We start from the raw sequence: 26,219 nt of genomic DNA on the forward strand, positions 1-26,219 counted from the left end.
CCTTACCTTACTGCCGCTAAGATGGTGTCAAAAAGTGTATTGGCGGTAGATATAATTTGTGAAGCTGCCTGATATGCTTGTTGATATTTCAATAAATTGGCTGCTTCTTCATCAAGATTAACGCCGGAAGTTGCTTGGTTACGATTGTATGCTTGAGTAAATAGAGCCTGTGCTGTATCGGCCGTTAAATTAGCATTACTCGCTTTTGAGCCCACAACTGAAGTTGAAACTGCGAGACTCTTGCTAAAGGTCTCTTTACCACCATTAGTAACGCCTACCTCTTGTGTTTTGGCCATAACAACAGCGTGATTACCATTACCCACACCAAAGGCATTAGCAATGGTAAAGGTTTCGCGTGCATTGGTACCCGAACCAACTAAATCACCACTAATTTCTATTTGAAAATCAGGGGATCCCGCTGGAATATCAATAATGGGGTTTTCACCAGATATATAAGTATCAGTAACAATCGTTGGTGCTGGTGGTGGTGTCCCAGCGTTATAAACTCGGTATTCAAAAGTAGGTACTTGAGGTGCAGGGAGAGGGGGAGTAGCTATTTGATAAACATCAACAGTAACGTCATAGCCTTTTGCCGCTTCAGGATTAATAACGTTGGTTATCTCTACTTTTCCATCGCTCACATTATTACTTGATGGCGTAACTCCAATTGCAGTGCTTGCGGCAATGGCATTGCCATCAGTTAACGTGGTTTGCATTAAGGCGGCGCTATTTTTGGTTGGTATAATAGTGAACTTATCACCCAAAGCAGGTGCAGCACCGGTTTCAGTAAACTCAAATCCTAAAGTAGTATCAAAAACACCACCACCTAGTGCTACTAAGGTGATTGGCGCTGCTGACGGATTGGTAAGATTATTCATTTGATAATCGGTGCCATCAAATCGTATTTCAAATTCATCGGTAGTTAACTTAGATACATCAGTAATATTAACTTGTGCCTGTGTATTGAGGCTATTACCTGAATGCGCTAGTACCCTACCTTGCTGTAATTGCGTGCTGTTAATATCAGTAAAAATATTAGCACCTTGCAAACCATTGAGGTCTAATCCACTTGCTTGGCTGTCATTCAATGTAGAGGATATTGCCATGGCTAAACGATCTATTTCAGTACGTGTTTGACTTAAATGTTCATCTCTAAATTCAAAGCTTGCCGCTAATGAGCCACCTAAGGTCGCTCCCTTTAGTGCAACACTGCTACTACCACTGACTAGCCTTAATTCTGTTTTTTGTGAATCAGGGTCGCCAGCATTTACTTGCAATGTCATTGGCGTTATACCGGCAACGAGCGTAGTACCTTGGCCAATCATAACCGTCATTACATTATTAGCATCTTTTACTGTGTTTACTTGGGTATAATTACTCAACTCGCCAATAAGCTGATCACGTTTATCAAGTAGGTCATTAGGCTGGCCTCCTTGCTGCGAATGCATAATGGTTTCGTTAATTTTGGCAAGCTCTTTTGATATTTCGGAAACTCTGCTGGCTACTTGCTCTATTTCACCATTGACCGATTTGCTCATGGTGTCAAAATTGTTAGTTAACTGGTTAAAGTCATTACTCAGAGTATTGGCTTGATTAAGTACGATACTACGGAGACCTGAATCATTAGGGTTATCTGCAACACCATTTAGCGCTTGGTAGAATTTATCTAATGAGCCAACAACTGATTGTCCTGAAGTAGACATAACTTGATCAAGTTGCGTTAAACGCGCGTTAAGTGAATCCGCATTACCTAATTTACTTTGGTTGGTCACTTGTTCTTTATATGAAAACTGATCATAGAGACGCGTAATATCTTGAATATAAGTACCACCGCCAATGTAGTTATTACCATTATTTAAACCTAGTGATGCGCTCTGGTCTGCACGTTGGCGGTTATAACCATCTGTATTAACGTTGGAAATATTATGACCGGTTGTCGCCAGTTGCTGTTGAGCAGCTAATAAGCCACTCACACCTGTTTGGTACAAACTCACTGACATAATATTGTCTCCAAGAACAAAGCATAAGGGTAAGCAGTCAACCGAATTTCAGCTGTAAGCTTGTTATAAATAATGTTTCATGAAAGATTTCAGCAATAAAAGTATTTATGCTCGCCTAATGGCGTAACCCTTCCCTAATGTGCTCAGATAACTTATTCAAATAACTTACTAAAATAATTTACTGAGCTGGTTTACTTAGCTATTTATTTAGCTAAAAGATTAGTAACAGTTTTCAACGTGCCTAAAATTTTGTCAGCATATTGAGGATCTGTTGCATAACCTGCTTTCTGTAAACCTTGCAGGAAGTGTTCCACATTGCCTGAGTCTTGCAATGCATCTTGGTAGCGTTCGCTAGTAGAAAGGAAGTTTATGTAATCATCAACACTATCGGTAAGTGATTGATAGGTTCTAAAAGGCTCTGATTTTTTAATCATAGCGCCCTGTTCAAACTCTAAAGTATTTTTAGTGACTTTATCGCCAGCCCAACGAGAGTCAGCTTTAATATTAAAGAGGTTGTTTGAACTGCTGCCATCTTGCTCTTTAATCATTTTTTGCCCCCAACCCGTTTCAAGCGCGGCTTGAGCAATAACAACTTCAAAAGGAACACCTAAGGTTTTTTGTACTTTTTGGGCGGGTTCAATTAAAGCGGTGACAAAGTCTTTGGGTTCATTAAAACTGTGATTTGATAAGGCTGCTGAATTTTTGACGCTTTCTGATTGGCCATTAACTTTATTTGTTCTTTTATCCACTTCGCGGATAACAAATTGACTTGCAGCACTGTTTACTTGGTTACTGGTAATGTTTTGAGGTTGATAGCTGCCGGCAAAAGGAATATCAATATCTGGCTTAATTTGATGTTTATCCGCCAACATTTTTTCTATTAAGGAGTTATGTTGGTTATCTTTGTTGGTTTTACCGTTGTTATCATCGGTTGAATTAGTACTATCTGTTATCTTCAAGTTTCCATCACTACGTAGTACTGAACTTGGTTTGAAAGTCCCGTCATCACCACCGAGTTGTCTAACGATTAAATCAGTCAAACCTAATGAACCATTAGAAGATAATTCAACCGCCATTTGTTCATCATGCATATCACGGTAGAACTTAGTTGATTCAGAGTTAAATGGGCTATCAGATTCAAGTACTTCTTGCGCTTTACGCATACTCGACAATAACATTTTCATAAAGATGGCTTCAAACTGCTGGGCAGCTTCTTGTAAAGCTTCCTTTTTGGCCGCTCCATCTCCTTCACGCGATTGCTCACGAATATCATTTAAACCATTTAGATCGAGAGCATTACGCGCTTGATCAAAATTTTGTTTTTGGCTTGAATTGATATCCATAATTTCACTTATCTAAAAATATAATTAATTACTGTTTATACAAGTATCATGCCTATATTATTAACACACCGCAGGGATGACTTCCCTGAAGTCTGTGCATAAGCACGTAAAATATTGATTTTGACTTTGACTGTTGAACGATCAATGACTGTCAGTTAAGTTATTAACGATTTAACTTTAAGTTGTATGACTCAATTTAAAGGAAAAAGCACGGAGTTGACGCTAGTCAAGACTCCGTACATCCTGTACTTCACCTTTCAGGTCATCCTTCGGATGTGCAAATTATTTCCCGAAGAATTTGTGAGTACTTTTGTCGCCTAAATAGGGTTATACAACGACAAGTTAAGTCGTTAATTTAAATAATGACTAACTCACCGCGAATAGCACCGGCTTGATCTAATGCCTCTAAAATAGCCATCACATCACCTGGGCCTGCGCCAACTTCATTGATTGCACGAACCAAGGTTTCTAAAGTTACGCCCGGTTTAAATACAAACATACGGGCATCAGAGTTGCTGACATTGATGTCTGATTGATTAGTCACTACCGTTTCACCTTCGGAAAAAGCATTCGGTTGAGAAACATCTTGAATTTCATTGATGGTGACTGTAATTCCCCCATGGGTAATAGCGGCAGCAAGCAATGTAACTTCTGAGCCGATAACAATAGTACCCGTACGTGAATTAACAATAATTTTTGCTGCTGGAGATGCGGGTTCAAACTCAAGATTTTCAAGTACCGACAAAAAACTAACTCGGTCACTAATATCTCGTGGCGCTCTAACTCGTACAGACGTTGCATCAAGTGCTTTAGCCGAACCTTCTATAAGTTCATTAATGGTGTCTGACAATAGTTTCGCCGTAGTAAAATCAGAATGACGTAAGTTAAAAGTAATATGATCACCCGATGAAAAAGGTGATTTAACTTCACGCTCAACAATACCGCCATTGGCGATACGACCAACGGTAGGAATATTCACTAACACTTGAGAGCCATCTAAGCCTTGTGCCCCTAATCCACTGACGATTAAAGAACCTTGAGCGACCGCATAAGCATTACCATCAATACCCATTAAAATAGTTTGTATTAAAGTGCCACCTCGTAAACTTTGTGCGCTACCCATGCTAGAAACGGTAACATCAATAGTTTGACCTGGCTTGGTAAAGGCGCTTAACTCTGCATGAACAGCTACCGCAGCAACGTTTTTAATCTTGGGTTTTAAGTTATCTGGCATAGTGATACCAAAGTTACTTAACATCGTTTTAAAACTTTGCTCGGTAAACGGGCTTTGCTCGCCAGTGCCAGGTAAACCGACCACTAAGCCGTAACCAATTAATTGGTTTGAACGCACGCCAGCAACATCAGCTAAATCTTTAATGCGCTGAGCATTTACTGACAATGAAGCCAGAAAGGTGAAAAAGATAAATAGTTTTATTACAGTTTTCATACTTTAGTACCTTAAACAATACCTTGAATAATATCTTAAAATAAGACCTATCTCTCAGATCTTAAAACAACAGAAGTAATACTTTTACAGTGTGATTCAACTAAAATGGCCACCAAGTGCTATTGAAAAATTTAACTAACCAACCTTGTTCATTGGTATCGGCAAAACTACCTGTACCTGCATATTGAATACGTGCGTTGGCAACTTTGTTCGATAATATAGTGTTATTTGAATTAATGTCTTTTGAGCGAATAACGCCTGTTAAGCGGATATATTCGTCGCCATTATTTAATGTTAACCATTTCTCACCACGTATCATCAAATTGCCATTGGGTAATACTCTCAGAACATGCACTGAAATATTGCCGCTTAAGCTATTACCTTGGTCCGCTTTAGAGTCACCTTTAAAGTTTGAATCTTGGCTGATACCAAACTGTAATGACTTACCACCGATAGTTACGGGAGCACCACCTAAACCGGTTACCGCATCTAATTTAGTTTCATTCTCTTTTTTCAATTCTGTTTTAGCATTTTTCTTCGCTTGGGTTTTCTCACTCAAGATTACCGAAATAATATCGCCAACACGATGTGCTTTAGAATCTGAATAAATATTATTAACATAATGCGGTTTAAATAATGAACCAGAAGGAACAATACGTTCTTCTTCTTCTTCAGGCATTATTGGCGCAAAATCTGGATCATTTGGCAGGGCTTTGCTTAACTCTACGGTATTACTACAAGCGGTAGTAACAGCAATTAATAAGCTGATTGAAAGTAACTTAATTGTATTTAGCCTATTTTTATTTTTCATCACTGCCTTCCATTTTTTAGATTATAAAAATAATGCTACATTTGTTGGTTGATATAACTCAGCATTTCATCAACCGCTGAAATCACTTTCGAATTCATTTCATAAACACGCTGACTTTCAATTAGATTAACCAATTCTTCTGTGGTATTTACATTGGATGTTTCTAAAGCGCCCTGGACTAACATACCGTAACCTTCTAAGCCCGGAACCCCTTCTTGTGGTGCTCCACTTACCGCAGTTTCGGTGTATAAATTTTGCCCTATTGATTGAAGACCGGTAGGGTTAACAAAGTTAATCAAGTTGATTTGGCCAACAACAGCTGGGTCAGGTTGCCCTTGCAGTGTTACTGATACTTCACCGTCTTGTGAAACAATAATACTCAAAGCGTCTTCAGGAATAGTTACCTGCGGTTGGATCATATATCCAGCACCTGGGGTAACCATGTTGCCTTCATCATCCATAGTAAATTGACCATTACGGCTATAAGCAGAACTACCGTCAGGCATTTGAATTTCAAAAAAACCTTCGCCTTGAATCATTAAATCAAGCGCGTTATCTGAGGTAATCATGTCACCTTGAGTATGAATTTTTTGTGTTGCAACTACTTTAGTACCGGCACCCAGCATTAAACCTGAAGGCGCTTCAGTATCTTGCGCGGTTCGACCACCTGGTTGATTGATATTTTGATAAAGTAAATCTTCAAATACTGCTCGGCTTTTCTTAAAGCCAATTGTGCTGGCGTTTGCAAGGTTGTTAGAAATTACCGCAATATCTTTGGTTTGCGCATCTAAGCCTGTTTTACTGATCCATAATGCTGCGTTCATACATCACCTCTGATTGAGTAGTAGCGGTTAGCTGAATTAATTTTATTTAAGCTAACACGACTGATAGATTGCTATGCTTAGAAAGCACGTAATAACGAAGAAGCACTTGAATCAATTTCTTCTGCTGTCTTCATCATTTTTAATTGCATTTCAAACTGACGCTGTAAGGCAATCATATCTGTCATTTCATTAATGGGATTAACATTACTCGACTCGAGTGCTCCCCCAAGTACATTGACATTAACATCGGCAATTAATTGCCCACCATTTTTGGCACGAAAAAGGCCATCATTACCTTTATCAACCAGTCGTGTGTCAGGATTAACCAGTTTGATACGACCAACTTCTTCTTGAACACTGCTAGGCGCCCCCTCTGGCTGAACCATGATAGTGCCATCGCGAGAAATTTGAATATTGTTAACCGGTAACGGTATAATAATTGGTCCATTTTCACCTATAACTAGTTCGCCATCATTGGTTTCTAATGCACCCGTTTCTGTTAAACGAAAGTGACCGCCACGGGTATAAGCTTCTTGCCCATCATCGGCTTGCACTGCAAAAAATCCTTCACCTTCAATGGCCACGTCTAAAGAGCGACCAGTATGGAGAATAGATCCAGAGTCAAAATTTTGGCTAGCACGTTCTGTCATTGAAAAAACACGCGAAGGTAGCCCTTCGCCAAATGCTTGCATACTTCGCGCTTGTGCTAAATCAGCTTTAAAGCCTGTAGTTTTAGCATTCGCCAAGTTGTTGGCATTAATTGATAAGGCTTGCATGTTTTGTTTAGCGCCACTCATGGCGATATAAAGCAACTTATCCATAATGTATTTCCAAAAAATAAAAGGTTATACCTGATAAATGCAAATAGAGTGCCAGCTATTGTCAAAATTAATCGAGTGGTTAAATGTAAATGAATTTTTTAAATGAGTACGAGGCTATAGCAATAAAAAAGCTGCTAGTTAAGTACGTATACTTAACTAGCAGCTTTATTTGTAGAACGAATACTAGCTTTAGATTGCTAGCAAATTAGTTATTTTACTAATTATCTAATTTGTAAAATAGTTTGGTTCAGCTGGTTATCAACTTCTAAAGCTCTCGAGTTAGCTTGGAAATTTCGTTGTGCTGAAATCAAGTCAATTAACTCTGTGGTTAAGTTCACATTTGATTGCTCTAATGCAGAAGAGTTAATGGTACCAAAAGTACCTGATCCTGCTTCACCCGCAAGGGCTTCCCCTGACACAATACTTTCTTTCCAGTTGGTGCTACCTGTTTGTGATAAACCTTGTTCGTTGGCAAAATTCACCATGGCAATACGCGCTAAGGGTTGAGAAGTACCATTACTATAAGTAGCTCTTACTAAGCCATCAACGCCAATGTCAATACCTGTTAATCGTCCCACTGCTAAACCATCTTGATTTAAGGCTGTTACTTCAAAATTTGAAGCAAACTGTGTAGGCTCGTTCGGGTTCGGTGCTGCACTATCTAAATTAAAATCAATTTTAACCGTTTGAGTTGGGTCAGCACCATTAGGTAAGTGGTTAGAAAAATCGACAGTTCGGATACCACCATTAGTTGGCGATGGTGACTGAGAAATAAAATCACCAGACGAGTTATACGTTAATCGCGCCCCTTTTGTTCCTGTACCACTTTCAGGTGTTGTTGCTGAAATTGCAGTGGCCAATGCCGTTTTTGTTGCATTAAGAGTCGCTAAATCAGCTGCAGAGGGAGCAGCTATTAAATCGTATGCCGCTTGTGCTGTTGCGACATCACCGGTTCTAGTAATAACTAAAGCATCTGCTGGTGTCTGCACAGCAGGGTTATCATCTAAGTCGATAGGTTTACCATCAACAGAAGCAAACATCATCCATTGGTTAGGCGCGACTGCAGGGTCATCTTTAACAAAGAAGTAAGTCATAATATGACTATCACCTAATGAATCAAAAATAGTTACTGAGGTCGAGTTATTAAAGGTTAGTGGATCTTCTGGGTCGAAATTCGCGGGTGCGCTAGTAATATAGCTATCACCTGCCGGTAAATTCATTCGAACATCAACTTCACTGGTTTTCGTAGGTGCGCCCGATGCAGTTGGTATACGAATAGGTTCTGCAGTACTTAAACTTACTGAAGCTGATGAACCATCAGGGTTGACAGGAAAACCTAAAAGATGACCACCTTGCGAGTTAACAACAAAGTTATCTGAATTTAACTTAAACTGACCGGCACGTGTATAAGAAGTTTCTAGAGAACCAAGCTCAGGGACTGTGGCAAAAAAGCCATTACCTGTAATAGCTAAATCAAGTGCATTATTGGTAAATTGAATACTACCTTGAGAGAATTGCTGTGCAACATCCGCCGTTAAAACACCGTCACCTACTTTAGTTTTACCTGATGCAAGCAGTGATGATGCATAAACATCAACGAATTCAGCACGTGACTCTTTAAAGCCAACCGTATTTACGTTAGCAATGTTATTTGATGAAACATCTAAGTCTTTTTGTGCAGCGTTTAATCCGCTTAATGCAATATTAAATGACATAATTTAATCCTTTTAAAATTCGATATTTTGCTTAACACCTGCACTGCTTAATACTTTTGCTGTCAGGTAAAGTTTATAATTTTTGTTTAATTGCTTTTACTATAAGACCTAAGTCTCGCCATCGGATACTTCAACTACATCTGATAATGCCATAGCGCTGCCACCATTAAGGTTAAGCACTATTTTTCCACCGGTACCTGCTAACGTAACACTGTCAACTTTACGGTAGGTTTGGGCTTCTAACTCTGAGGCTTTGCCTTCGACCAAACCAACAATACGAAAACGGTAAGCACCTTCTGCAGCAGGTTCGCCTTTAGCCGTTTGTCCATCCCAAGTGAAAGTAAAACCGCCTGCTTTAACACTACCAACAGGGACAGTTTGAATAACTTCACCGGCAACGTTTTCAACATAAATATTCACATTACTGGCAGGTTTATCAGATACCAACTTACCTTTAACAGCTTCTCCTTCTGCCATACCAAAGACATTATCTTCAACTAAAACACTTCGACCTACGAGAGAAGATGCCTGTAATGCTTGGCTAGAAGTCATCGACGTAGCAAAGCTGTCAAATGAAGTATTAAGTTTCTGAACACCATCCGTTGTAGAGAAGGCAGTCATTTGTGAAATCATTTCATTATTATCAACAGGTTTGGTTGGATCCTGGTTAGATAACTCTTTAGTTAATAAAGCAAAAAAGTCAGCTTGTGTAAGCATGCCTTTATCTTGCTCTGCAACTTTGTATTCTTCTTTCTGCCAACGGATAGCATCTAACGGGCTAGTACCCTTAACTGTTTCCATTATCCACTCCTACCTTTTGCAATAGACTAAATGACATATCAAAATTGCCCACTATCTTTGCCCTAACTGTAATGTTTTATTCAACATATTCTTGGCAGATTCAGCCAACTGCACATTTGTTTGATATGATCGAGACGCTGAGATCATGTTGGTCATTTCTTCGATGACATTAACGTTCGGTTTGTAAATATAACCTTCTTTATCAGCCATAGGATGACTCGGTGCATATTCCACATTCAATGGTTTATCACTTTCAACAATACCCAAAACATTAACACCCACCCCACTACCATCACTTTTCCCCTGCCCTGCGGCAGCTTCTTGCATGGCAGCGGCAAAAACAGGATGTCTCGCACGGTAAGTTTTATCGGCACTGCTACTAACACTATCAGCGTTGGCAATATTACTCGCGGTAGTATTTAGGCGGACTGATTGTGCGCTCATACCACTACCGGTAATATCAAATACGTTAAAAAGACTCATAATTATTGACCTCCGCTGATAACTTTCTTCATGGCTTTAATTTTTCCATTAAGAAACTGAATGCTTGCTTGATATTCCATTGAGTTTTTTAAATACAAGTTTCGTTCCACTTGTACGTCAACCGTATTACCATCTCCTGTATCAGGGTTATTTGGCACACGATAATCGACGGAATTATTTAACTCTGTTCGTATATCAAAGTGTTTATCATTAGTGCGAGACATACCCATTTTCTGCTTATTGGCTGCTTGCGCTAGTGCTTGATTAAAGTCTAGCCCTTTAGCTTTGTAGCCTGGGGTATCTGCATTGGCAATATTACTGGCAATAACTTCTGCACGTTGAGAGCGAATGAGCATGCCCTGTGTATGCAGTTGAAAGCCTTTATCAAAACCTATAGCCATAATTAGCCTCACAATGATTAACGTTTAGCTAAAAGGAATACAAAATTTGTGCCAGTTAGTAAATCAATGGAGGATAAAGAGGTAGAGATGGGACTAGAATGAAGAGGCTAACAGCAAGGTAAAATGGCTGTTAGCGAGGAGTAGTGATTACGTTATTTTTTCTGATAAACAATACCAGGATTACAGCGCAGCATTGTAAAATCTTGATTTATTCCGGATAAAGACTCTGAGGCACCTAAAAATAAATAGCCATCGCTATTTAGCACGCCATGAATTTGACTAATTATTTGTGTTTTTATCTTTGGGGAGAAATAAATTAATACATTACGACAAAATACAATATCGAAACGGCCCATTAGGCTATAACTATTGAGTAAATTTAGTGGTCTAAAGCTCACCATTTTCTTTACTTCATCTTTTATCTTCAACATACCGTTATCACCCGGTTCAAAGAAGCGTTTTTTTCGCTCCGCAGATAAGCCTAGAGCAAGTGCTAGGCTATCATAGTGACCATACTTGCAATGCTCTAGCATAGTCGTTGATATGTCAGTACCAATAACTTGTACACCTCGTGGAAACGCACCTGGATTTTTTTGTTGATATTCCAATACAGCCATAGCAATGGAATATGGTTCTTGTCCAGAAGAGCTTGCCGCTGACCAAATTTTAACCGGTGTTTTACGATTAGCAAAATCAGGAAGCAATTTGCTTTGAAGTAACTTAAAAGGGTAATCATCACGAAACCATAAGGTTTCATTGGTGGTCATAGCATCTATAACCGCGGCACGCATTTGCCGCTCAACGGGAGTTAACGTACGATTGACTAATTCAGTCAATGAACTGAGCTCAAATTTAGCCATTAATGGCGCTAATCGGCTTTTAACTAAATACTGCTTATTTTCGCCGAGTACTATGCCACATTGCTGCTCTAAGAAGGTTCTAAATTGGTTGTAACTTTTTTCATCAAGTTCTCTTGCTGACACTATTGCTTCCTACTTATTTCGTATTTTCCTAACCCTCCAGAAACGGAGAGTCGTCGTTAACTTTCGATAACGACTATTCAGCTATATACCCGTTCCATTTGAATATCCATGATTCAGCTGGAATTAGGAGCGGGTATAGTCAGAGTTAATCTTCTATTTTTAACCATTTCTTCACAGCAGTTGCGAGCTCATCTGGATGAAATTTAGGAATAAAATCTTCTGCACCAACTTTTTCCACCATCGCATTATTAAATACACCACTTAAAGAGGTGTGTAAAATAATTGGCATTTTTGACATACGATCATTACCTTTCACCTCTGCGGTTAACGTATAACCATCCATTTCGGGCATTTCGATATCAGAGATCATCAACGCCACTTTTTCAGTGATGCTATTTTCACAAGTCGCTTCAATGGCCAATAATTGCTCTAAAGCATCACGACCATTTTTAGCTAAAACCATATTAATACCTAATGGCTCTAATGCTCTTCTTACTTGATTTCTTGCAACCGTTGAATCATCTGCGATCATCACCAGTTTATCACCTAAGTTTTCACCGATAGAAACATCAATGATGTCTTCACTTACTTCAGTAGAAACGGGGCTAATTTCATTTAAGATTTTCTCAACATCTAATATTGATACCATCTGACCATCTATTTCAGTCACGGCAGTTAAGTAACTAGATTTACCAGCACCTTCAGGTGGCGGCATAACATCAGCCCAGCTTAAAGTAACTATACGCTCGACTCCAGCAACAAGAAAACCCTGCACACTTCGGTTATATTCAGCAATAATAATATAGCTTTCAGCTGTTTGTTCAATTGCTGGTCCGCCCGTTGATTTACTTAAATCAATAACAGAAATGGTTTGTCCTCGGATATGTGCTACACCCTTTATAAAGCTATCTTGCTTAGGTAGCATAGTTAACCGCGGACATGGCATAACTTCACGTACTTTAAAAACATTAATACCAAATCGTTGTCTGCCATTAAGTTTAAAAAGTAACAATTCCAACCTGTTTTCGCCAACAAGTTGTGTACGCTGGTTTACTGAATCGAGTATGCCTGCCATATGGACCTCATGTAAGACTGCAACAATTATTATGTTTAACCTAATAAACATATAAGGCACAGTTCTTGAATTGTATTTAATATATAGAGTTGATAATCACACTAAGCGTCTGAAACTTGACGTATGATAGAACCTTATTTCACACTGCTGACTCAGGTTAAGCATAGACGACTATTTGCATTTACTTAACGATAGATAACAAACTATATGCGCTTTACCAAACTATTTTTAACTTTTATATTCTTATTGCTCATTAAGCAAACAGCTACTGTTGCAACTGAGCTAGACAGTGCTTTTATTGAGCGTTTTGCAAAAAATTATTTAACAGAGCAATTTCCTTCAACTGAGGAAGAAAAGGTCCGTATTTCAGTCGCTCATTTAGACCCTCGAATTACGATTAAGCCCTGTAAAATTCCCTTAACTGCAAATATACCTGAAAAGAATGGTGCTATAAATGTAAATGTTAAAATTAGCTGCGATGAATTAATACAGTGGAAAATATATTTATCGGCAAAAGTTGAAATAACTAAAGCAGTTTTAATCGCAAAAAATACAATTAGTAAAGGAGACAAACTTGACGAGGGTAATGTTGAGCTTGCTTTTATACCCATTAATAAGATTCGCGGCAACAAACTAACTGATACAAATATTGTTTTTGGCGCTAAAGCGAAAAAGCGGATTGCTAAAGGTAGAGCCATTAGTAAAAGAAGTATTTGTTTAATCTGTAAAGGTGATGTCGTAACGATTATTGTTTCATCCGACAACTTTAGTATCAAAACCCAGGGAGTCGCGTTGAGTTCTGGAAATATTAATGAACAAATAAGAGTCAAAAATACTCGCTCAAAGAAAGTAATCACCCCTCGTGTCAAAGGTATTAACCAAGTCATAATTAATCTATAATCAAAAGATATGCGAACAGAGTTAACAAATAATGTCATTGTTAACAGACTCAAAATGTTATTTATAATTTAATCTATTTTTAACTAAAGTTATTACGCCTATGGCCGATAACGAGATAATAGAACTCTTTTGAAATATCATTTCATTGTTAAAGGATGAAATTATGGCTATAAATATCAACAACTTGAATGCTAGCAATCAAGTTCAGCAAGCCCAACAAAATAAAGTAAAGCAGCACTCTGCGCAATCGGCATCAAACAATGCTCAAGTAAAAAGCTCAGGACAAGATTCTGTGTCAATTACGCCGCAAGCAAAGCAGCTTAATGAATTACAAAAAAAAGCGGTGGACGCGCCCGTGATTAACCAAAAGAAGATTGATGAGCTGAAAAAAGCAATTAGCTCTGGTGACTATAAAATTAATCCAGAAAAGTTAGCAGCGAGTATTGCTAACTTTGAATTTAAGCTTGTTTAACGATAGACTGTAAATACATCATTTATAGTAAAATCAAAGGCAAACTTTATGTCCCTAGGGCCAGATTCTCAAGGATTAACCTCCAATGAACTGCTTGTACAACAACATCAGCAGTTAACTTCACTTGCCCAGATCATTGCTAACGAAAAGCATATTTTACAGCAGCATGATCCACAAGCGCTGCTAGCCATCAGCCAAGAAAAAAATACACTGTTAGTTGCCATTCAACAGCTTGACCAAACCATAGGTCAAAACCAGCGCTTTGCTCAAGATAAAGCAGCAGGAAAGTTGACTCAAGAACTTGCTGAAATAACCGACTTATTAACTCATTGCCAACAGCAAAACTTAATCAACGGACAAATCATTCAACAGTCTCAACTTGCGGTAGAACGCATGAAAACCAGCTTATTAGAAAATCATAATAAGAATGCAATTACCTATGACAAGAAAGGTAAAAAGAGCGCCGGACTCTCTAGCTTAGGACTAAAAGCTTAGCGTTAAAAACTAAATACCTAGAGATAAATATCACTTACTGATTAAGAAACAAAAAAGGCGTTAATCATTTAGATTAACGCCTTTTTTTATGTCTTTTTTAGCATTCCTAAATCAAAAGTGTGTCACATCTTTAATTTCTTTTCTATTCTGGTTTGCTTGATAAATATTGTAAACATCTTCAAAATTTAACTGTAGCTCAGTGGTATAAACATCACCCACAGGGTAGCTTTTAATAACTTTAGCTCCACGAATAATGCCTTGTACTGAAGCGGTTAATTGCTGATTCTCAATGAGTAAATCGGCCATAGTTACCTTGCCTGAAACTTGTTGGCCGTAAACTTGCTCAGCTAGCTCCGCATAGGCGGCAATTTTTGACGCTTTAATGGCCATCAGCATCCGCTGAGTTTCATGGGTTGATCTTTGCATACTAATGGGGGCAAATCCGGTAGCATAAAGCACAGGAAAAACCTCAGGTTTTACTGTTTCCCACTGTACATGCTTATCGTAAATAAGGGAGCAGGCACTGGTCAAAAAAAGTGTGCTAAAAATAAGGATGGATCTAATCAATGAGTTATTCATAGATACTCCTTTGATAGTAATCGCTGATAAAATAGCATTATGATGTCACTCTTATAGATAAAAACTGGAATAGTGAAGTGAATACTAATTTTGTATAATCACAGCACGTTCATCATTATGCAACATAGTATTATCGCGAATAATCATACCGTCTTTCATTTTCACTTTTTCACTATGATTCATTTCATCACCCAAAACCCAAGCAGGGATAAATGATTGCGCGGTAGCAACGACAACCTTTGATTGAATACCTATCATACGGGCATTGACTATAACCCCATCTTCTTGCTCAACCATAGTGCCAGAGACCACGTAGTCAATTATCTGACGTTCAGGTAATTCCTGCCAGTCTCTACTAAAGACATAATCACCTTTTTTAGTTACACGAATATGTCCTGTGGTTTTAAAGTCTATAACGACTAAACCATGGCGCTGTAGCTCATGCACAAAGCTTTCTGCAAGCTGATTTCCAAGCCAATTAGTTGTTTCAAGATCTTTAAGATCGACAAAGGAAGCTACCGCTACCGGGGTTTTTGCATTAACAAAGCTACTACTGGTCAGCATTTGATAAGCTAGGCCCTTTACTACATCATTGATGGCATGTCGTGGTAGTTGATAACTATCAATTTCACCTTTTTCAATATGAGTAGTTTGATAAAAACCCTCATCAGGTTTGGACTCACACGAGAGTAAAGCTGGCAGAATCAATGGTATAAGCCATTTTTTCATGATATTCCCCTTTAAAACTAAGTACCATATATATAGCCTTAGTCGCAGTATGTTAATTTATACATTCATGTACACAGCAATGCACATTTTAAGCCAATAATATCTATAAAAGTAAATCTAATACAATATCAACAAGACGAAGTGATAAGGCATGAAATATGCATCGTATAGTGCATTATAGTTATCACCCCGTATTAATGAGTGTTAGTCCTTAGTGTTGAACAATTGATATGACTAAAACCAAGTTAGGAAAATAACCAGACTTATGTATAAATTCATCACAAAGTTAGTTTTCATCGTCAGCTTTTCATGCAGTTTTTCTGCTAGCAGTCAATGGTATGAAACCCAAGGTCATGCTCGTACCAATGATATAAGTGTCGAACTTGCACGTACCAAAGCGATGGAAAATGCGCTTAAGAAAGCGCTGCTTGTATCCGGCGCTAGTGTCTCCAGTGTTCAACAAGTAGTCAATGGCTTACTGACGCAAGATCAAATCAGTATAAGAGCAAGTGGCAGTGTCAACTCCATTGAATTGGTTGATGAAATACATAGCGACAACCTAATTACGGTGACAATTCGAGCCGATATATTTCCCCAAGAGAAGAAGTGTTTTGCGGTAAACTTTAAAAAATCACTGTTAATTACTCGCAGTCATTTGTTACAAAGAGAACAAGCGAATATAGGCGAGATTTACCTAATTGATAAATCGGTTATGCGTAAACTGGCAGTGCAACTTAACCAGCAAAGTACCTTTACTAAAACGAGTAGCATACTCAATAATAAAACTGAATTTTCACGCCTTAATAATAGTTTAGCAAGTGATGAAATATCTCAATTAACTCAATCCTTGAGTGAAAGTACCAATAGCCAATATGTAATGTTCAGTGAAATCACCAATGTTTCATTTGATAAACAAGCGACTAATAGTTGGTTGTTTTGGCAACAAGGTGTATATCCAAGAAATTTTGCTATCAGTTTCTATTTATATAACGGTATAAATGGTGAGTTGGTTTGGCAACAACGTTATCAAAATACGGCCCCATGGACGTTCACAAAACGTATCAATGTTGATGTAGATGGTAATGCTTTTTGGCAAAGTGAATATGGAATGATGGTGGAAAATATTCTTGATAAAGTCATTAAGGATATCGATGAAAATATTATGTGTGAGCCAAGCCGCGGTAAAATAATTCAAGTTCAAGGGAACCAAGTTACCATTAATATAGGCCGAGATCATGGCTTAAAAATTGGTGATGAATTTAGCTTACTGCACCTTAATCATTTTACAGATAATTCAGGTAAGTCTTATGCTGGTTTCAACTTAAGCCCTTACAAGGTGAAAGTAACCAAGTTATCGAGAGAAACAGCAACGGCAACGACACCTGATGGTCGCCTATTTGGTAATATTCAAGTGGATGATTTAGCCGTGCGCTATTAAAACGATAATCAAATACAACCTGATTAAAATAGAAAGGGCGACTAAGCATGACTTAGTCGCCCTTTCTAATTGTTTATTAGCAATCAAATACTATCCAATAAAATTTATTGCAGCCGTTATCGCAGCAACTTGTGCCTTGATACAATTCTCATCATCAACTAGCGGGCTATCAGGGTAAACCTCAGTGGTAGTAACATAGGGTGCATCAGTTAACCCCATACATAAACCTAGCTCTCTACCTGCATAATTTATAACGCCAAATTGCTCAATATCAACACCTATCAATTTACCATTGCTATCTTCTGGCGCAATATGAGTCACTTTTGCTACCGCTTGATTAATTGCCCCCTGAAAATCAGCTTCTGGTTTAGTTGAATCTCCAACCAAGTAGAAACCATCAGGAATATTCCAGTTTTTTTGCTCAATGGCATCACGGGCAGCAAGCGCAGGTCTAAACTCACTATTATCGGTATCCGTGGTTTCATGCAAATCTATATGCATAGCAATATTAACATCAACTTCATTAACGAAAGACATTAATGCCGCAGATTCTTGTGCGGGACTATCAGGGTAAAATGAACGGTTTGGATCAATCGCCTCATTATTCCAACGATTAATAGTTTCATACCCCCAAGGGCTAACACAAGGAACGATAATGATATTGAATAGTTTGCTAAAGTCCTTAGCACTTGTTTCTAAAAAGCGGATAGCACCTTGAACGCCACTGGTTTCATAACCATGCACCCCGCCAGTAACTAGCACGGTTTTATTCTTGCTTTGCCAGTCTTTACTTTTCATGGCATATAAAGGGTATCTACTTTCATCAATAGACAAACTACCGTACTGAATCATGTCAAATGAAGAGGTCTGTAACTCAAGTTTTGATAGTACTTCGTCTTGATAACAACGTTTTATAACTTGCTTGGTAAGCCATAAATCTTTATCTTCATCTGTCCAGGGTTGGCCTTGCGTACCGATCGAATAAACTGAATCACTCATGATGTAACCTTATTGTTGTATATGTTGCAGCCCTGCTATCAGATATAAAAATGCCCGAATAATCGGGCAAGTTTTTTATTTGTAACTCATTTAGAAATAGCAGAACAAAAGCGTTTTACTTGGAGTCAGCTCGACCCATAAATTTGCGCTCTTCTGTATTTACTTTAACTTTATCACCCGTTGAAATATGCTCAGGTACTTGGATAGTTAATCCTGTAGAAAGCAGCGCTGGTTTTGTACGAGCACTAGCTGAAGCACCTTTAATAGAAGGGTCTGTTTCTGTAATGAGTAATTCAACACTGGCAGGTAGAGCAATACCCACTGGTGCATCGTCAACAATGATTACAGAAATTCCTTGAGTCTCTTCGTCGATAAATAAAATTTCATCGGCAATTGATTCTTTATTTAAGTTATACGGCGTGTAATCTTCATTATCCATAAAGACATACTCTTCGCCATCAATATAAGAAAACATTGACGGACGACGGCTTAAATCAGCAAAATTCAACATATCTTCAGCTTTAAACGTTTCGTCTACTTTACCGCCGGTAACTACATCGTATAAACGCATTCTATATAAACTTCCGCCTGCTCTACCTTGCGGTACTGAACGGGTAATATCTCTAACAATTAGCACTTTACCGTTGTGCTCTATTGCTGCATTTTTCTTTATATCGCTAGCCTTTGGCATAAGATGACTTCCTCTGAATTTATTATAAACAGTGTTGTTTTAAACACAATGCAGGGAAAATAGCATGAACCCGTGGATATGAAAATAACTTATAAGCTGAAAACTGCATTTTTTCGAAAAAAAATCAGATAATACCAAGTCTATTAAGTTATTTCCCACTCAGCGAATATTAAAAGGCTTAGAGACAAGACATTGATTGAAGAGAATGGTTATTCCCTTGTCAAAATCAATAACACAGTATGTAAGCCTTTTAAACTCGCCCTTGGGAGCTTGTCAGAAAAACAATAACTGCACAAATTTTTTAGATATAGGATGACTATACCAGCACAAATTTTATTTGTTATAATTCTTCTGACATAGCTCTGAGGTGGGAATAAATTTAATGGAATTGGTATAAATCAAAATAAATATGATAACAGCCATAGTTGAATACACCAAAAAGCAAAAAAGACAAATATATGAACTATATTTGTCTTTTCAATCTATTGAGCTTTTATGTTGCTTACTCGCTAATTAATGACTACTAAAAATCAATAAGTATTTAAGTAAATACTAGTAACACTACTCGTAAGAACGCTCAAGCCAAGCGATTTGTAATTTTAACTCTTCAATTTCATGGTTTGCATCGGCTAATTGTTCCACCGCTGATTTTTGAGCATTATCACGGTTATCTACACTAGCATCAGTATTTTTTGACATATTACGTCTTTCCTCATGGGCCATGTTAGCCTCCAAAAAATTGTTACCACACCTGTATTATTACACAATAACTTACATATGTAAGCTTTTGCCAAAAAAACTGGCTAAAAATCATCCTTAAAACTGTAAATTAAATGGCATAATTTAGCATTCATCCTCATCGTCTATTCAACCGATGTTGCTTTTATATTCCTATATTACAGCTCAGATTAAACTAGGATTTATAAGTGCCTCAATTGCCATTTTTTTCAAGTGTAACTGAGTTGCAAACTGAAAATTCAACAGTCCCTACAGATTTTTATGCAACTTTATTTAGCCTCACTATACTCAATAGTGTTGAATGGGTAGGAGTTGACTATGTTAATAGCACGCTCTAATAAAAAACTATTAGTTCCTTTTGTTTGTTTTATATTCATTACTGTGATGCTGTCTGCACGCGCAGGGCAATTAAATATTCAATTTGAAAATGATGGAGTATTTGCCAACGATGGAAATTATACTAACGGATTCTCATTAGCATGGGAGAGTATGCCTGAACTCATCCAGCAACATGATAATGCCACAAATATGCCAAAACTATCTCAGTTGCAATACCTGATGAGATTAGCACTAACACAAACACAAAAAGCCTGGGGAATGAAGATCTCCCAACGTATGTGGACGCCAAATAATATTAGGATAATAACGCTTCAAAATAATGATAGACCTTACGCAGGTTTGTTTGAGATAGAAAGTCACACAGCTGATTATGGTCCGAAATTCGCTCAAAAAAACTGGCTAGCACTAGGGATTACAGGTGTAAAATCTAAGGCCGAATACGTTCAAACAAAGGTTCATGATTTAATTGGTTCCATTCCTCCTTTAGGTTGGCAGTATCAAGTAAAAGAAGAAGTTACTTTACAACTGGCCTATGAGATTGATGCTTTACTATTTAGATCTAAACGATATCGCAGTAAATACATGGACAATAATCAGTGGGAAATCAGTAGCTATAGCCATTTATCCTTGGGCAACTTTAACACTGAGGCATCATTAGGATTATTATTTAGGTGGGGAACCAGTTTAAATAAGACCTTTGGCCGTTTAAGTAGTCACTTTGGCCACACTGGCAATACCACACAACTTGAAAACAACAATAATTTGACTATTTACTCAAGATTACAGTTTGGCTACCGCTTTAACGACTTAACCATTGAAGGTGATCTACCTTATGAATCAATCCTTGATATCCAGCATAATCAAGCTAAAGCAGTTTTAGGGATGCAATGGACAATAGATAATTACGCTATAACCTGGAGTTTGAATAGTTACACTCGTGCCTATAACCGGGATAAAAAGGCTTGGCACAGCTACGGATCGTTGACGTTAAGCTGCGCCATCTAATTGGCCGGTACTAAAGTTTATCTACAAACCTGACCGTTCTACTATTTCACTTTCAAAACCATCAATACTTTGCTGATTTTTCTTCACCCAGTATTTTTCAATACCTGCTTTATCTTGTTTTTCTGACCATTTAGCCAAATCTTTACGATCAGATTCATAAGAAAAATAGGGCACCGACATGCCACAAGATGCCTGCACTTTAGCGATATCAAGTAAGAAAATCTGTCGTGAGGCAACACTCTCAGGAAATAACTCAATGTATTCATTCCACTGCGCATCTCCTTTGTGCAGTACTTTAGCACTGCCATAAGCTCGTAAAGTAAGTGGCGAACCTTCAAACGCACAAAACATAACGGTCATGCGCGGGTTTAATAAAACATGAGCTGCAGATTCGTTACCACTACCCGTATGATTTAACCAAGCAATTGTAGTCGAATTAATAACCCGTAAACTATCCCCTCCCTTTGGTGATAAGTTAACTGTACCGGTATCTGCGGCAGTACTAACAAAATAAATTTTTTGTGCTGCGATAAATTCAATATGCATTGGTGATAGTTCTGAAAATTGCTTTCCCATGAGATTTATTTCACTCCTTTGTGTCAAAAATACGGTTATTTAATACTGACGTTTGTTTAGTTATATTTACAAAATACGCATCATTATTAAAGAGAAACTATCACTTTATAACAACTTTATGCTGATTTAACACAAAGGGTTGTTTAAGGTACAAATCAATAGGCTTTACAAAACTACTTTGGATGAAACATGTACGACCCACTCCTTGATGAGTCACTTGCCAGCAATGCGCCCTACCCTAGTAGCTATTGGGCTGATGTCGCAGGAGTCCCCCCTAAAGATGATGGTCAGTTAAATAAAGATATCACTGTTGATGTTGCCATTATAGGCGCCGGATATACTGGCTTATCGACCGCACTGCATTTAGCGCGTGATCACGGTATCAAGGCGACTGTACTAGAAGCCAATCGAACTGCTTGGGGTGCAAGTGGTCGTAACGCTGGCTTTATTCTAAAATCATCAGGTCGTAAGCCTTATGCAAGTATGCAATCTCAATGGGGAGAAGAAGTTATGCGAGGCATTTACCAAGAGATGTGTGCCGGTGTAGATACCGTAAAAAGCTTAATTGCTGAAGGCATTGATTGCGACCCCCAAGAAAGTGGTTATATTCGTGTAGCCCACAAGCCAGACATGCTAAAAAGTTTACTGGCTACCGCTGCATTGCAAAAAAAGATGTTTGGCTATGATATCCAAGAAATAACCCGTGAGCAGTTACACCAAAATTATATGGCAGATAACAATGCTTATGGTGCAATACGCTATCAAGATGGTTTTGGAATTAATCCATTAAAGCTTGCCTGGGGTTACCAAAAGCTTGCTCAAAAGGCTGGGGTCACCATTCATTGTGATACCTCAGTAGAAAAATGCTATCAAGAGTCCTCTCATAAAACTACTCAACAAAGCCAAACCACACAAATCCTGCACACACCATCTGGTATTGTAAAAGCTAAAAAGGTCGTTATTGCGACTAATGGTTACTCAGCTAAAAATTTCCATCCTTTAATTAAGAGCAAGAGCCTACCAGTACTCTCACAAATAATTGTTACTCAACCGCTAACACCAGCGCAATTGGCCGCTTGTAACTTTTTAACCAGCAATGTCATCATGGATACTCGGGCATTGAAATATTACTATCGAAAGTTACCAGATAATCGTATTTTATTTGGCGGTCGAGGAGCTATAACAGGAAAAAACGCAGCAGACCCATACTATGCCAACCGTTTACTCGCGGTATTGAAAACAAGCTTCCCAGCGCTAGGATCCTTACGCTACGATTATGCCTGGTCAGGCTGGTTATGTATGTCATTAGACGACATGCCTCATGTTTATCAAAATGAACAACAAAGTGTTTTTTATGCCATGGGCTATTGTGGCAGCGGCGTATCTTTTTCAGTACAAGCAGGTAAACGTTTGGCTCAAAAGGTTGCCGGAGTCACAGTGCCCAATTTACCCATTTATCAAACGCCATTAGCAACATTTCCCTTCGCACCACTAAGGCGTGTTGGTCAATGGGGCTATTTTCAGTACGGTAAAATAAAAGACCGCTGGCTTTAACGTTTCATTTAACTGAATACCCCCTTATTTAAAGTCTTTTCAATGTTATAACTCTGAATGATAAAGCCCTTAACATTAAGACTTGTTTCACCGAACAAAGTGTATACAATATACCTAAATTTATTACTGAGTACTTAAGCTAGAACATAAACTAGCACTTGAATACTCAGTAGATATGCTTCAAACAACGTTAAATTTTTAAAGGAAAGTGATATGTCCATTGGTATTGGTGGCTCTACAGCCGAAATAGAATTAAATAAATTAACCGATATGATAGCTGATGTAGCCCCTATCTCATTAGATGAATATCAACAACGCATTAGTAAAGCACAACAGCTAATGCGTGAACAAAACATTAGCGCTTTGTATCTCAATGCGGGCACTAATTTGACCTATTTCACTGGCACTGTTTGGTATTCATCAGAGCGATTAGTGGGTGCTATTTTACCTGCACAAGGCGATTTAATTTATATAGCTCCTTGGTTTGAAGTAAGTACGCTATCAGGCTTTATGCAAGTAAAATCAGAAGTTGCTAGCTGGCACGAACATGAATCCCCTTACCAACTAGTTATTGATGTATTAAAGAAAAATAACTGCGCACAAGGCACTATTGCCATTGATGAGTCTACCGCTTTTTTTGCTGTTGACGGCATGATTAACGCTGCAAAAGATCAAAAACTCTCGTTAGACTTCACCAGCAGTAAAAGCATTACCGCGGGCTGTCGAATGATCAAATCAGCGAGTGAAATAGCCTTATTACAACGCGCTAAAGACATGACCATGGTTGTGCATCGCGCAGTAGCCAAAATATTGACCGTTGGCATCACAACTGCACAAGTTACTGATTTTATAAATAAAGCACATCGTAAGCTTGGCGCACCTAAAGGCTCATCTTTTTGCATTGTTTTATTTGGCCAAGATACCGCCTACCCTCATGGTGTAAAAGAACCTAAAACTCTCGAAACTAACGATATGGTATTAATCGATACGGGTTGTTTAGTGCAGGGATATAACTCAGATATAACCCGCAGTTACGTGTTTGGTGAAGCGAATGAAAAGCAACGTGCTGTTTGGTTACATGAAAAAACAGCACAAGCGCAAGGTTTTGCTGCTGCAAAAATATCATCTGCTTGTGAAACGGTAGATATTGCTGCTCGCCACTACCTTGAAACACAAGGTTATGGTCCTGATTACCAAGTTCCAGGCCTTCCGCACAGAACTGGGCATGGTGTTGGATTAGACATTCATGAGTGGCCATATTTAGTCAGAGGCGATAAAACAGCTTTAGCAGCTGGCATGTGTTTTTCTAATGAGCCTATGTTATGTCTTTATGGTGAGTTCGGTGTGCGCTTAGAAGATCATTTCTATATGACAGCTACAGGTCCCAAATGGTTTAGTGAGCCTGCTCATTCAATTGATGACCCTTTTGGCTATGAAGCAGAAGCATAGTACCAATCCATATAAGTAAGCAGAGTCGTTCTATGCTTCTTCATAGAGCGACTCACACTATCTCAATAGACTAAAACGAATAATAATAATAATAATACCAAGCAGTAAAACGTACCCGTTAAGTGAACTATTTAACACTAGCTACCCTAAAAATAATGGTAACAATCTTGTTTATCGTTGGGGGTATTTAGCGGTACGCTTTATGATGGAAAATCATCGCGATAAGGTCGAAAAGAGCTTGGTATTATCTCGCCAAGGTGATTGGGCAGGATATCAAGCATTGATGCGTTCTTGGTCAACATCAATGGACCAGCAATGCTTTACTTGGTTAGGCAGTTTTGTTGAATAAAAAACAATGTGGGCAAAGCGACTCCATAACGTAATTAATACCTGTACCAATACCAATACCAATATCAATACTTAAATTAAGAGCTAACGACATAGAATATTGATAATAAAAGGCGCTAAGGAAAATGAAAGTAGCGCCTTTTTATTGAGTAAAAAAGCTTAAAATATATACCTATAACATTACGAATTGTAATCAATCTGCTCCTTAATAAAATCTATAAACACTCTTACTTTTGGTGAGATAAGTTCTCGCTTTAAATAAATTGCATACGTTGAACTCATACTTGCATACGGACTAAATATATTTTTCTCAAGTACCTGTACTAGTGTGCCATTCTCAAGTTCATTTATTACTGACCATTTTGGCATTAAAGCAAATCCTGCATGATTCAAAATTAATTGTTTTTGACCATTTATCGAACGGACAGTTAGTCCACTTTTTATTGTTAATTTTGTAGGTTTGTCGTTCATAAGATACCAATCACGCCACCCTGTATATTCGTAACGAATACACTCAAAATCGGTCAGGTTGAAAGGGGTCTTTGGAGCCCCATGCTCAGCAATGTACTGTGGGCTGGCGCATAGCAAAAAATTGTTGTTCGTTAACTTAAGCGCAACTAAATTTGAGTCTCGCAGGCGACCCGTTCTGATCGCGACATCCACATTTTCTTCCACTAAATCAACAACTCGACCTGTCATTTCTAATTCTAAGTTTATTTCTGGGTAGAGTTTAGTAAAAGTGGGAATCATGGGTAAAATACAGCACTCTGCAAAACCAACTGCCATACTCACTTTTAAGTTGCCTTTTGGTTTTTGCTGCAAGTCGTTCACCGCGCATCTTGCTTCATCAAGATCTGATGCTATTTTTTGTGAGTACTTATAGTAGGTTTGTCCTGCTTCAGTAAGACCAATATTCCGGCTAGTTCTCTTGAGTAATAAAACCCCTAGCTCTTTCTCAAGCGCTGTCAACTGCCTTGAAACTGATGAAGGTTGAACATCAAATATTCGGCTCGCCTTTGAAATACTGCCCGTTTCTACTACACAATTAAAGTAGTGAAGTCGTGTTAACATGCTCATTGGTATTACCTTACCTGTGTAATAAGTATTGAACAGTAATTCATCTTTGCAAAAAAAACAAAGGTAGTTTGCTTATAGCATTCTTGATAGCTTATTCCGCAATAATATAAAATAGCCAAATGAGTA

Annotated in this window: 27 protein-coding genes; 8 read left to right on the forward strand and 19 right to left on the reverse strand. The window is 38.2% G+C overall.

From position 1 onward, the window contains the following. Positions 1-2 precede the first annotated feature (2 nt). The 12 genes from flgK to ESZ36_RS06225 all read right to left on the reverse strand — a co-directional run bounded on the left by flgK (position 3) and on the right by ESZ36_RS06225 (position 12,704). On the reverse strand, positions 3-2,000 hold the full coding sequence (flgK, locus tag ESZ36_RS06170; RefSeq protein ID WP_146785098.1) for a flagellar hook-associated protein FlgK: 1,998 nt from the start codon (positions 1,998-2,000) through the stop codon (positions 3-5). 203 nt (positions 2,001-2,203) lie between these two features. Further along, positions 2,204-3,343, reverse strand: coding sequence for a flagellar assembly peptidoglycan hydrolase FlgJ (gene flgJ / locus ESZ36_RS06175; protein ID WP_146785101.1), 1,140 nt, complete (start codon positions 3,341-3,343; stop codon positions 2,204-2,206). 355 nt (positions 3,344-3,698) lie between these two features. Further along, positions 3,699-4,790: a flagellar basal body P-ring protein FlgI gene (locus ESZ36_RS06180; protein ID WP_146785105.1), complete on the reverse strand. Its 1,092-nt coding sequence runs from the start codon at positions 4,788-4,790 to the stop codon at positions 3,699-3,701. A gap of 100 nt (positions 4,791-4,890) precedes the next feature. Beyond that, the gene (gene flgH, locus ESZ36_RS06185; protein ID WP_146785108.1) at positions 4,891-5,601 is read right to left on the reverse strand and encodes a flagellar basal body L-ring protein FlgH; all 711 of its coding nucleotides are present in this window, start codon (positions 5,599-5,601) and stop codon (positions 4,891-4,893) included. Positions 5,602-5,636: 35 nt separating this feature from the next. After that, positions 5,637-6,425, reverse strand: coding sequence for a flagellar basal-body rod protein FlgG (gene flgG / locus ESZ36_RS06190; protein ID WP_101154187.1), 789 nt, complete (start codon positions 6,423-6,425; stop codon positions 5,637-5,639). Between the two features lie 77 nt (positions 6,426-6,502). Next, complete coding sequence (gene flgF / locus ESZ36_RS06195) at positions 6,503-7,246, reverse strand: flagellar basal-body rod protein FlgF (protein WP_146785111.1); 744 nt, start codon at positions 7,244-7,246, stop codon at positions 6,503-6,505. Between the two features lie 221 nt (positions 7,247-7,467). Then, positions 7,468-8,961 carry a flagellar hook protein FlgE gene (gene flgE / locus ESZ36_RS06200; protein WP_146785114.1) on the reverse strand — a complete coding sequence of 498 codons (1,494 nt, stop codon included), beginning with the start codon at positions 8,959-8,961 and terminating at the stop codon, positions 7,468-7,470. Between the two features lie 108 nt (positions 8,962-9,069). Further along, on the reverse strand, positions 9,070-9,762 hold the full coding sequence (locus ESZ36_RS06205) for a flagellar hook assembly protein FlgD (RefSeq protein ID WP_146785117.1): 693 nt from the start codon (positions 9,760-9,762) through the stop codon (positions 9,070-9,072). A 51-nt stretch (positions 9,763-9,813) separates the two neighbouring features. After that, positions 9,814-10,245: a flagellar basal body rod protein FlgC gene (gene flgC / locus ESZ36_RS06210; protein ID WP_146785120.1), complete on the reverse strand. Its 432-nt coding sequence runs from the start codon at positions 10,243-10,245 to the stop codon at positions 9,814-9,816. Positions 10,246-10,247: 2 nt separating this feature from the next. Further along, positions 10,248-10,646 carry a flagellar basal body rod protein FlgB gene (flgB, locus tag ESZ36_RS06215; protein WP_011042313.1) on the reverse strand — a complete coding sequence of 133 codons (399 nt, stop codon included), beginning with the start codon at positions 10,644-10,646 and terminating at the stop codon, positions 10,248-10,250. 152 nt (positions 10,647-10,798) lie between these two features. Next, a complete protein-coding gene (locus ESZ36_RS06220) occupies positions 10,799-11,629 on the reverse strand; it encodes a CheR family methyltransferase (RefSeq protein WP_146785151.1) in 831 nt (276 codons plus the stop codon). Between the two features lie 145 nt (positions 11,630-11,774). Beyond that, positions 11,775-12,704: a chemotaxis protein gene (locus tag ESZ36_RS06225; protein ID WP_146785154.1), complete on the reverse strand. Its 930-nt coding sequence runs from the start codon at positions 12,702-12,704 to the stop codon at positions 11,775-11,777. A gap of 207 nt (positions 12,705-12,911) precedes the next feature. Between ESZ36_RS06225 and flgA the strand changes: the two genes are divergently transcribed. The 3 genes from flgA (at position 12,912) to flgN (ending at position 14,571) form a co-directional block, all read left to right on the forward strand. Then, positions 12,912-13,604 (forward strand): flagellar basal body P-ring formation chaperone FlgA, encoded by a 693-nt coding sequence (gene flgA / locus ESZ36_RS06230; protein ID WP_146785156.1) that lies wholly within the window; start codon positions 12,912-12,914, stop codon positions 13,602-13,604. Between the two features lie 163 nt (positions 13,605-13,767). Continuing rightward, positions 13,768-14,076, forward strand: a complete 309-nt coding sequence (gene flgM / locus ESZ36_RS06235) for a flagellar biosynthesis anti-sigma factor FlgM (protein ID WP_146785159.1) — start codon at positions 13,768-13,770, stop codon at positions 14,074-14,076. 48 nt (positions 14,077-14,124) lie between these two features. Further along, positions 14,125-14,571 (forward strand): flagellar export chaperone FlgN, encoded by a 447-nt coding sequence (gene flgN, locus ESZ36_RS06240; RefSeq protein WP_146785162.1) that lies wholly within the window; start codon positions 14,125-14,127, stop codon positions 14,569-14,571. A 111-nt stretch (positions 14,572-14,682) separates the two neighbouring features. Here flgN and ESZ36_RS06245 read toward each other — a convergent pair whose 3' ends face one another. Together ESZ36_RS06245 and ESZ36_RS06250 are read right to left on the reverse strand one after the other, a co-directional pair. After that, positions 14,683-15,150: an LPP20 family lipoprotein gene (locus tag ESZ36_RS06245; RefSeq protein WP_146785165.1), complete on the reverse strand. Its 468-nt coding sequence runs from the start codon at positions 15,148-15,150 to the stop codon at positions 14,683-14,685. A gap of 84 nt (positions 15,151-15,234) precedes the next feature. Continuing rightward, positions 15,235-15,879: a FlgO family outer membrane protein gene (locus ESZ36_RS06250; RefSeq protein WP_146785168.1), complete on the reverse strand. Its 645-nt coding sequence runs from the start codon at positions 15,877-15,879 to the stop codon at positions 15,235-15,237. 265 nt (positions 15,880-16,144) lie between these two features. Between ESZ36_RS06250 and ESZ36_RS06255 the strand changes: the two genes are divergently transcribed. Beyond that, positions 16,145-17,317, forward strand: coding sequence for a flagella assembly protein FlgT (locus tag ESZ36_RS06255; RefSeq protein ID WP_146785171.1), 1,173 nt, complete (start codon positions 16,145-16,147; stop codon positions 17,315-17,317). A gap of 90 nt (positions 17,318-17,407) precedes the next feature. Here the strand turns inward: ESZ36_RS06255 and ESZ36_RS06260 are convergent, their stop codons facing one another. The 3 genes from ESZ36_RS06260 to ESZ36_RS22485 all read right to left on the reverse strand — a co-directional run bounded on the left by ESZ36_RS06260 (position 17,408) and on the right by ESZ36_RS22485 (position 19,706). Beyond that, positions 17,408-18,316 (reverse strand): M14 family metallopeptidase, encoded by a 909-nt coding sequence (locus tag ESZ36_RS06260; RefSeq protein ID WP_211357769.1) that lies wholly within the window; start codon positions 18,314-18,316, stop codon positions 17,408-17,410. A 115-nt stretch (positions 18,317-18,431) separates the two neighbouring features. Next, complete coding sequence (gene efpL / locus ESZ36_RS06265; RefSeq protein ID WP_011042301.1) at positions 18,432-19,007, reverse strand: elongation factor P-like protein EfpL; 576 nt, start codon at positions 19,005-19,007, stop codon at positions 18,432-18,434. 561 nt (positions 19,008-19,568) lie between these two features. Further along, positions 19,569-19,706, reverse strand: coding sequence for a hypothetical protein (locus tag ESZ36_RS22485; protein ID WP_170235784.1), 138 nt, complete (start codon positions 19,704-19,706; stop codon positions 19,569-19,571). A 357-nt stretch (positions 19,707-20,063) separates the two neighbouring features. On the opposite strand from ESZ36_RS22485, the gene ESZ36_RS06270 reads away from it, so the two are divergent. After that, positions 20,064-21,089 carry a lipid A deacylase LpxR family protein gene (locus ESZ36_RS06270; RefSeq protein ID WP_146785177.1) on the forward strand — a complete coding sequence of 342 codons (1,026 nt, stop codon included), beginning with the start codon at positions 20,064-20,066 and terminating at the stop codon, positions 21,087-21,089. Positions 21,090-21,110: 21 nt separating this feature from the next. On the opposite strand, the gene ESZ36_RS06275 is transcribed toward ESZ36_RS06270, so the two are convergent. Further along, a complete protein-coding gene (locus ESZ36_RS06275) occupies positions 21,111-21,665 on the reverse strand; it encodes a pyridoxamine 5'-phosphate oxidase family protein (protein ID WP_146785180.1) in 555 nt (184 codons plus the stop codon). A 189-nt stretch (positions 21,666-21,854) separates the two neighbouring features. Here ESZ36_RS06275 and ESZ36_RS06280 point away from each other — a divergent pair, with 189 nt between their 5' ends. From ESZ36_RS06280 to ESZ36_RS06290, 3 genes are all read left to right on the forward strand, one after another. Next, entirely contained in the window at positions 21,855-23,219 is a 1,365-nt protein-coding gene (locus tag ESZ36_RS06280) for an NAD(P)/FAD-dependent oxidoreductase (RefSeq protein WP_146785183.1), read from the forward strand. Positions 23,220-23,432: 213 nt separating this feature from the next. Next, positions 23,433-24,668: a M24 family metallopeptidase gene (locus tag ESZ36_RS06285; RefSeq protein WP_146785185.1), complete on the forward strand. Its 1,236-nt coding sequence runs from the start codon at positions 23,433-23,435 to the stop codon at positions 24,666-24,668. 94 nt (positions 24,669-24,762) lie between these two features. Then, positions 24,763-25,017 carry a collagenase gene (locus ESZ36_RS06290; protein ID WP_342779721.1) on the forward strand — a complete coding sequence of 85 codons (255 nt, stop codon included), beginning with the start codon at positions 24,763-24,765 and terminating at the stop codon, positions 25,015-25,017. Positions 25,018-25,196: 179 nt separating this feature from the next. Here ESZ36_RS06290 and ESZ36_RS06295 read toward each other — a convergent pair whose 3' ends face one another. Beyond that, complete coding sequence (locus tag ESZ36_RS06295; RefSeq protein ID WP_146785190.1) at positions 25,197-26,093, reverse strand: LysR family transcriptional regulator; 897 nt, start codon at positions 26,091-26,093, stop codon at positions 25,197-25,199. Between the last annotated feature and the right edge of the window lie 126 nt (positions 26,094-26,219).

This window comes from Colwellia demingiae, assembly GCF_007954275.1.
Taxonomy (GTDB): Bacteria; Pseudomonadota; Gammaproteobacteria; order Enterobacterales; family Alteromonadaceae; genus Colwellia; species Colwellia demingiae.

Coding starts and splice junctions, on each gene's coding strand:
- flgC (WP_146785120.1), bottom strand. CDS start 10,245: ATGAGTCTTTTTAACGTATTTGATATTACCGGTAGTGGTATGAGCGCA.
- flgG (WP_101154187.1), bottom strand. CDS start 6,425: ATGAACGCAGCATTATGGATCAGTAAAACAGGCTTAGATGCGCAAACC.
- ESZ36_RS06245 (WP_146785165.1), bottom strand. CDS start 15,150: ATGAATAACTCATTGATTAGATCCATCCTTATTTTTAGCACACTTTTT.
- efpL (WP_011042301.1), bottom strand. CDS start 19,007: ATGCCAAAGGCTAGCGATATAAAGAAAAATGCAGCAATAGAGCACAAC.
- flgJ (WP_146785101.1), bottom strand. CDS start 3,343: ATGGATATCAATTCAAGCCAAAAACAAAATTTTGATCAAGCGCGTAAT.
- flgE (WP_146785114.1), bottom strand. CDS start 8,961: ATGTCATTTAATATTGCATTAAGCGGATTAAACGCTGCACAAAAAGAC.
- ESZ36_RS06255 (WP_146785171.1), top strand. CDS start 16,145: ATGTATAAATTCATCACAAAGTTAGTTTTCATCGTCAGCTTTTCATGC.
- ESZ36_RS06285 (WP_146785185.1), top strand. CDS start 23,433: ATGTCCATTGGTATTGGTGGCTCTACAGCCGAAATAGAATTAAATAAA.
- flgH (WP_146785108.1), bottom strand. CDS start 5,601: ATGAAAAATAAAAATAGGCTAAATACAATTAAGTTACTTTCAATCAGC.
- flgK (WP_146785098.1), bottom strand. CDS start 2,000: ATGTCAGTGAGTTTGTACCAAACAGGTGTGAGTGGCTTATTAGCTGCT.
- ESZ36_RS06205 (WP_146785117.1), bottom strand. CDS start 9,762: ATGGAAACAGTTAAGGGTACTAGCCCGTTAGATGCTATCCGTTGGCAG.
- flgF (WP_146785111.1), bottom strand. CDS start 7,246: ATGGATAAGTTGCTTTATATCGCCATGAGTGGCGCTAAACAAAACATG.
- ESZ36_RS06250 (WP_146785168.1), bottom strand. CDS start 15,879: ATGAAAAAATGGCTTATACCATTGATTCTGCCAGCTTTACTCTCGTGT.
- ESZ36_RS06280 (WP_146785183.1), top strand. CDS start 21,855: ATGTACGACCCACTCCTTGATGAGTCACTTGCCAGCAATGCGCCCTAC.
- flgB (WP_011042313.1), bottom strand. CDS start 10,646: ATGGCTATAGGTTTTGATAAAGGCTTTCAACTGCATACACAGGGCATG.
- flgA (WP_146785156.1), top strand. CDS start 12,912: ATGCGCTTTACCAAACTATTTTTAACTTTTATATTCTTATTGCTCATT.
- ESZ36_RS06260 (WP_211357769.1), bottom strand. CDS start 18,316: ATGAGTGATTCAGTTTATTCGATCGGTACGCAAGGCCAACCCTGGACA.
- ESZ36_RS06180 (WP_146785105.1), bottom strand. CDS start 4,790: ATGAAAACTGTAATAAAACTATTTATCTTTTTCACCTTTCTGGCTTCA.
- ESZ36_RS06275 (WP_146785180.1), bottom strand. CDS start 21,665: ATGGGAAAGCAATTTTCAGAACTATCACCAATGCATATTGAATTTATC.
- ESZ36_RS06225 (WP_146785154.1), bottom strand. CDS start 12,704: ATGGCAGGCATACTCGATTCAGTAAACCAGCGTACACAACTTGTTGGC.
- flgM (WP_146785159.1), top strand. CDS start 13,768: ATGGCTATAAATATCAACAACTTGAATGCTAGCAATCAAGTTCAGCAA.
- ESZ36_RS06295 (WP_146785190.1), bottom strand. CDS start 26,093: ATGAGCATGTTAACACGACTTCACTACTTTAATTGTGTAGTAGAAACG.
- ESZ36_RS06270 (WP_146785177.1), top strand. CDS start 20,064: ATGTTAATAGCACGCTCTAATAAAAAACTATTAGTTCCTTTTGTTTGT.
- ESZ36_RS22485 (WP_170235784.1), bottom strand. CDS start 19,706: ATGTCAAAAAATACTGATGCTAGTGTAGATAACCGTGATAATGCTCAA.
- flgN (WP_146785162.1), top strand. CDS start 14,125: ATGTCCCTAGGGCCAGATTCTCAAGGATTAACCTCCAATGAACTGCTT.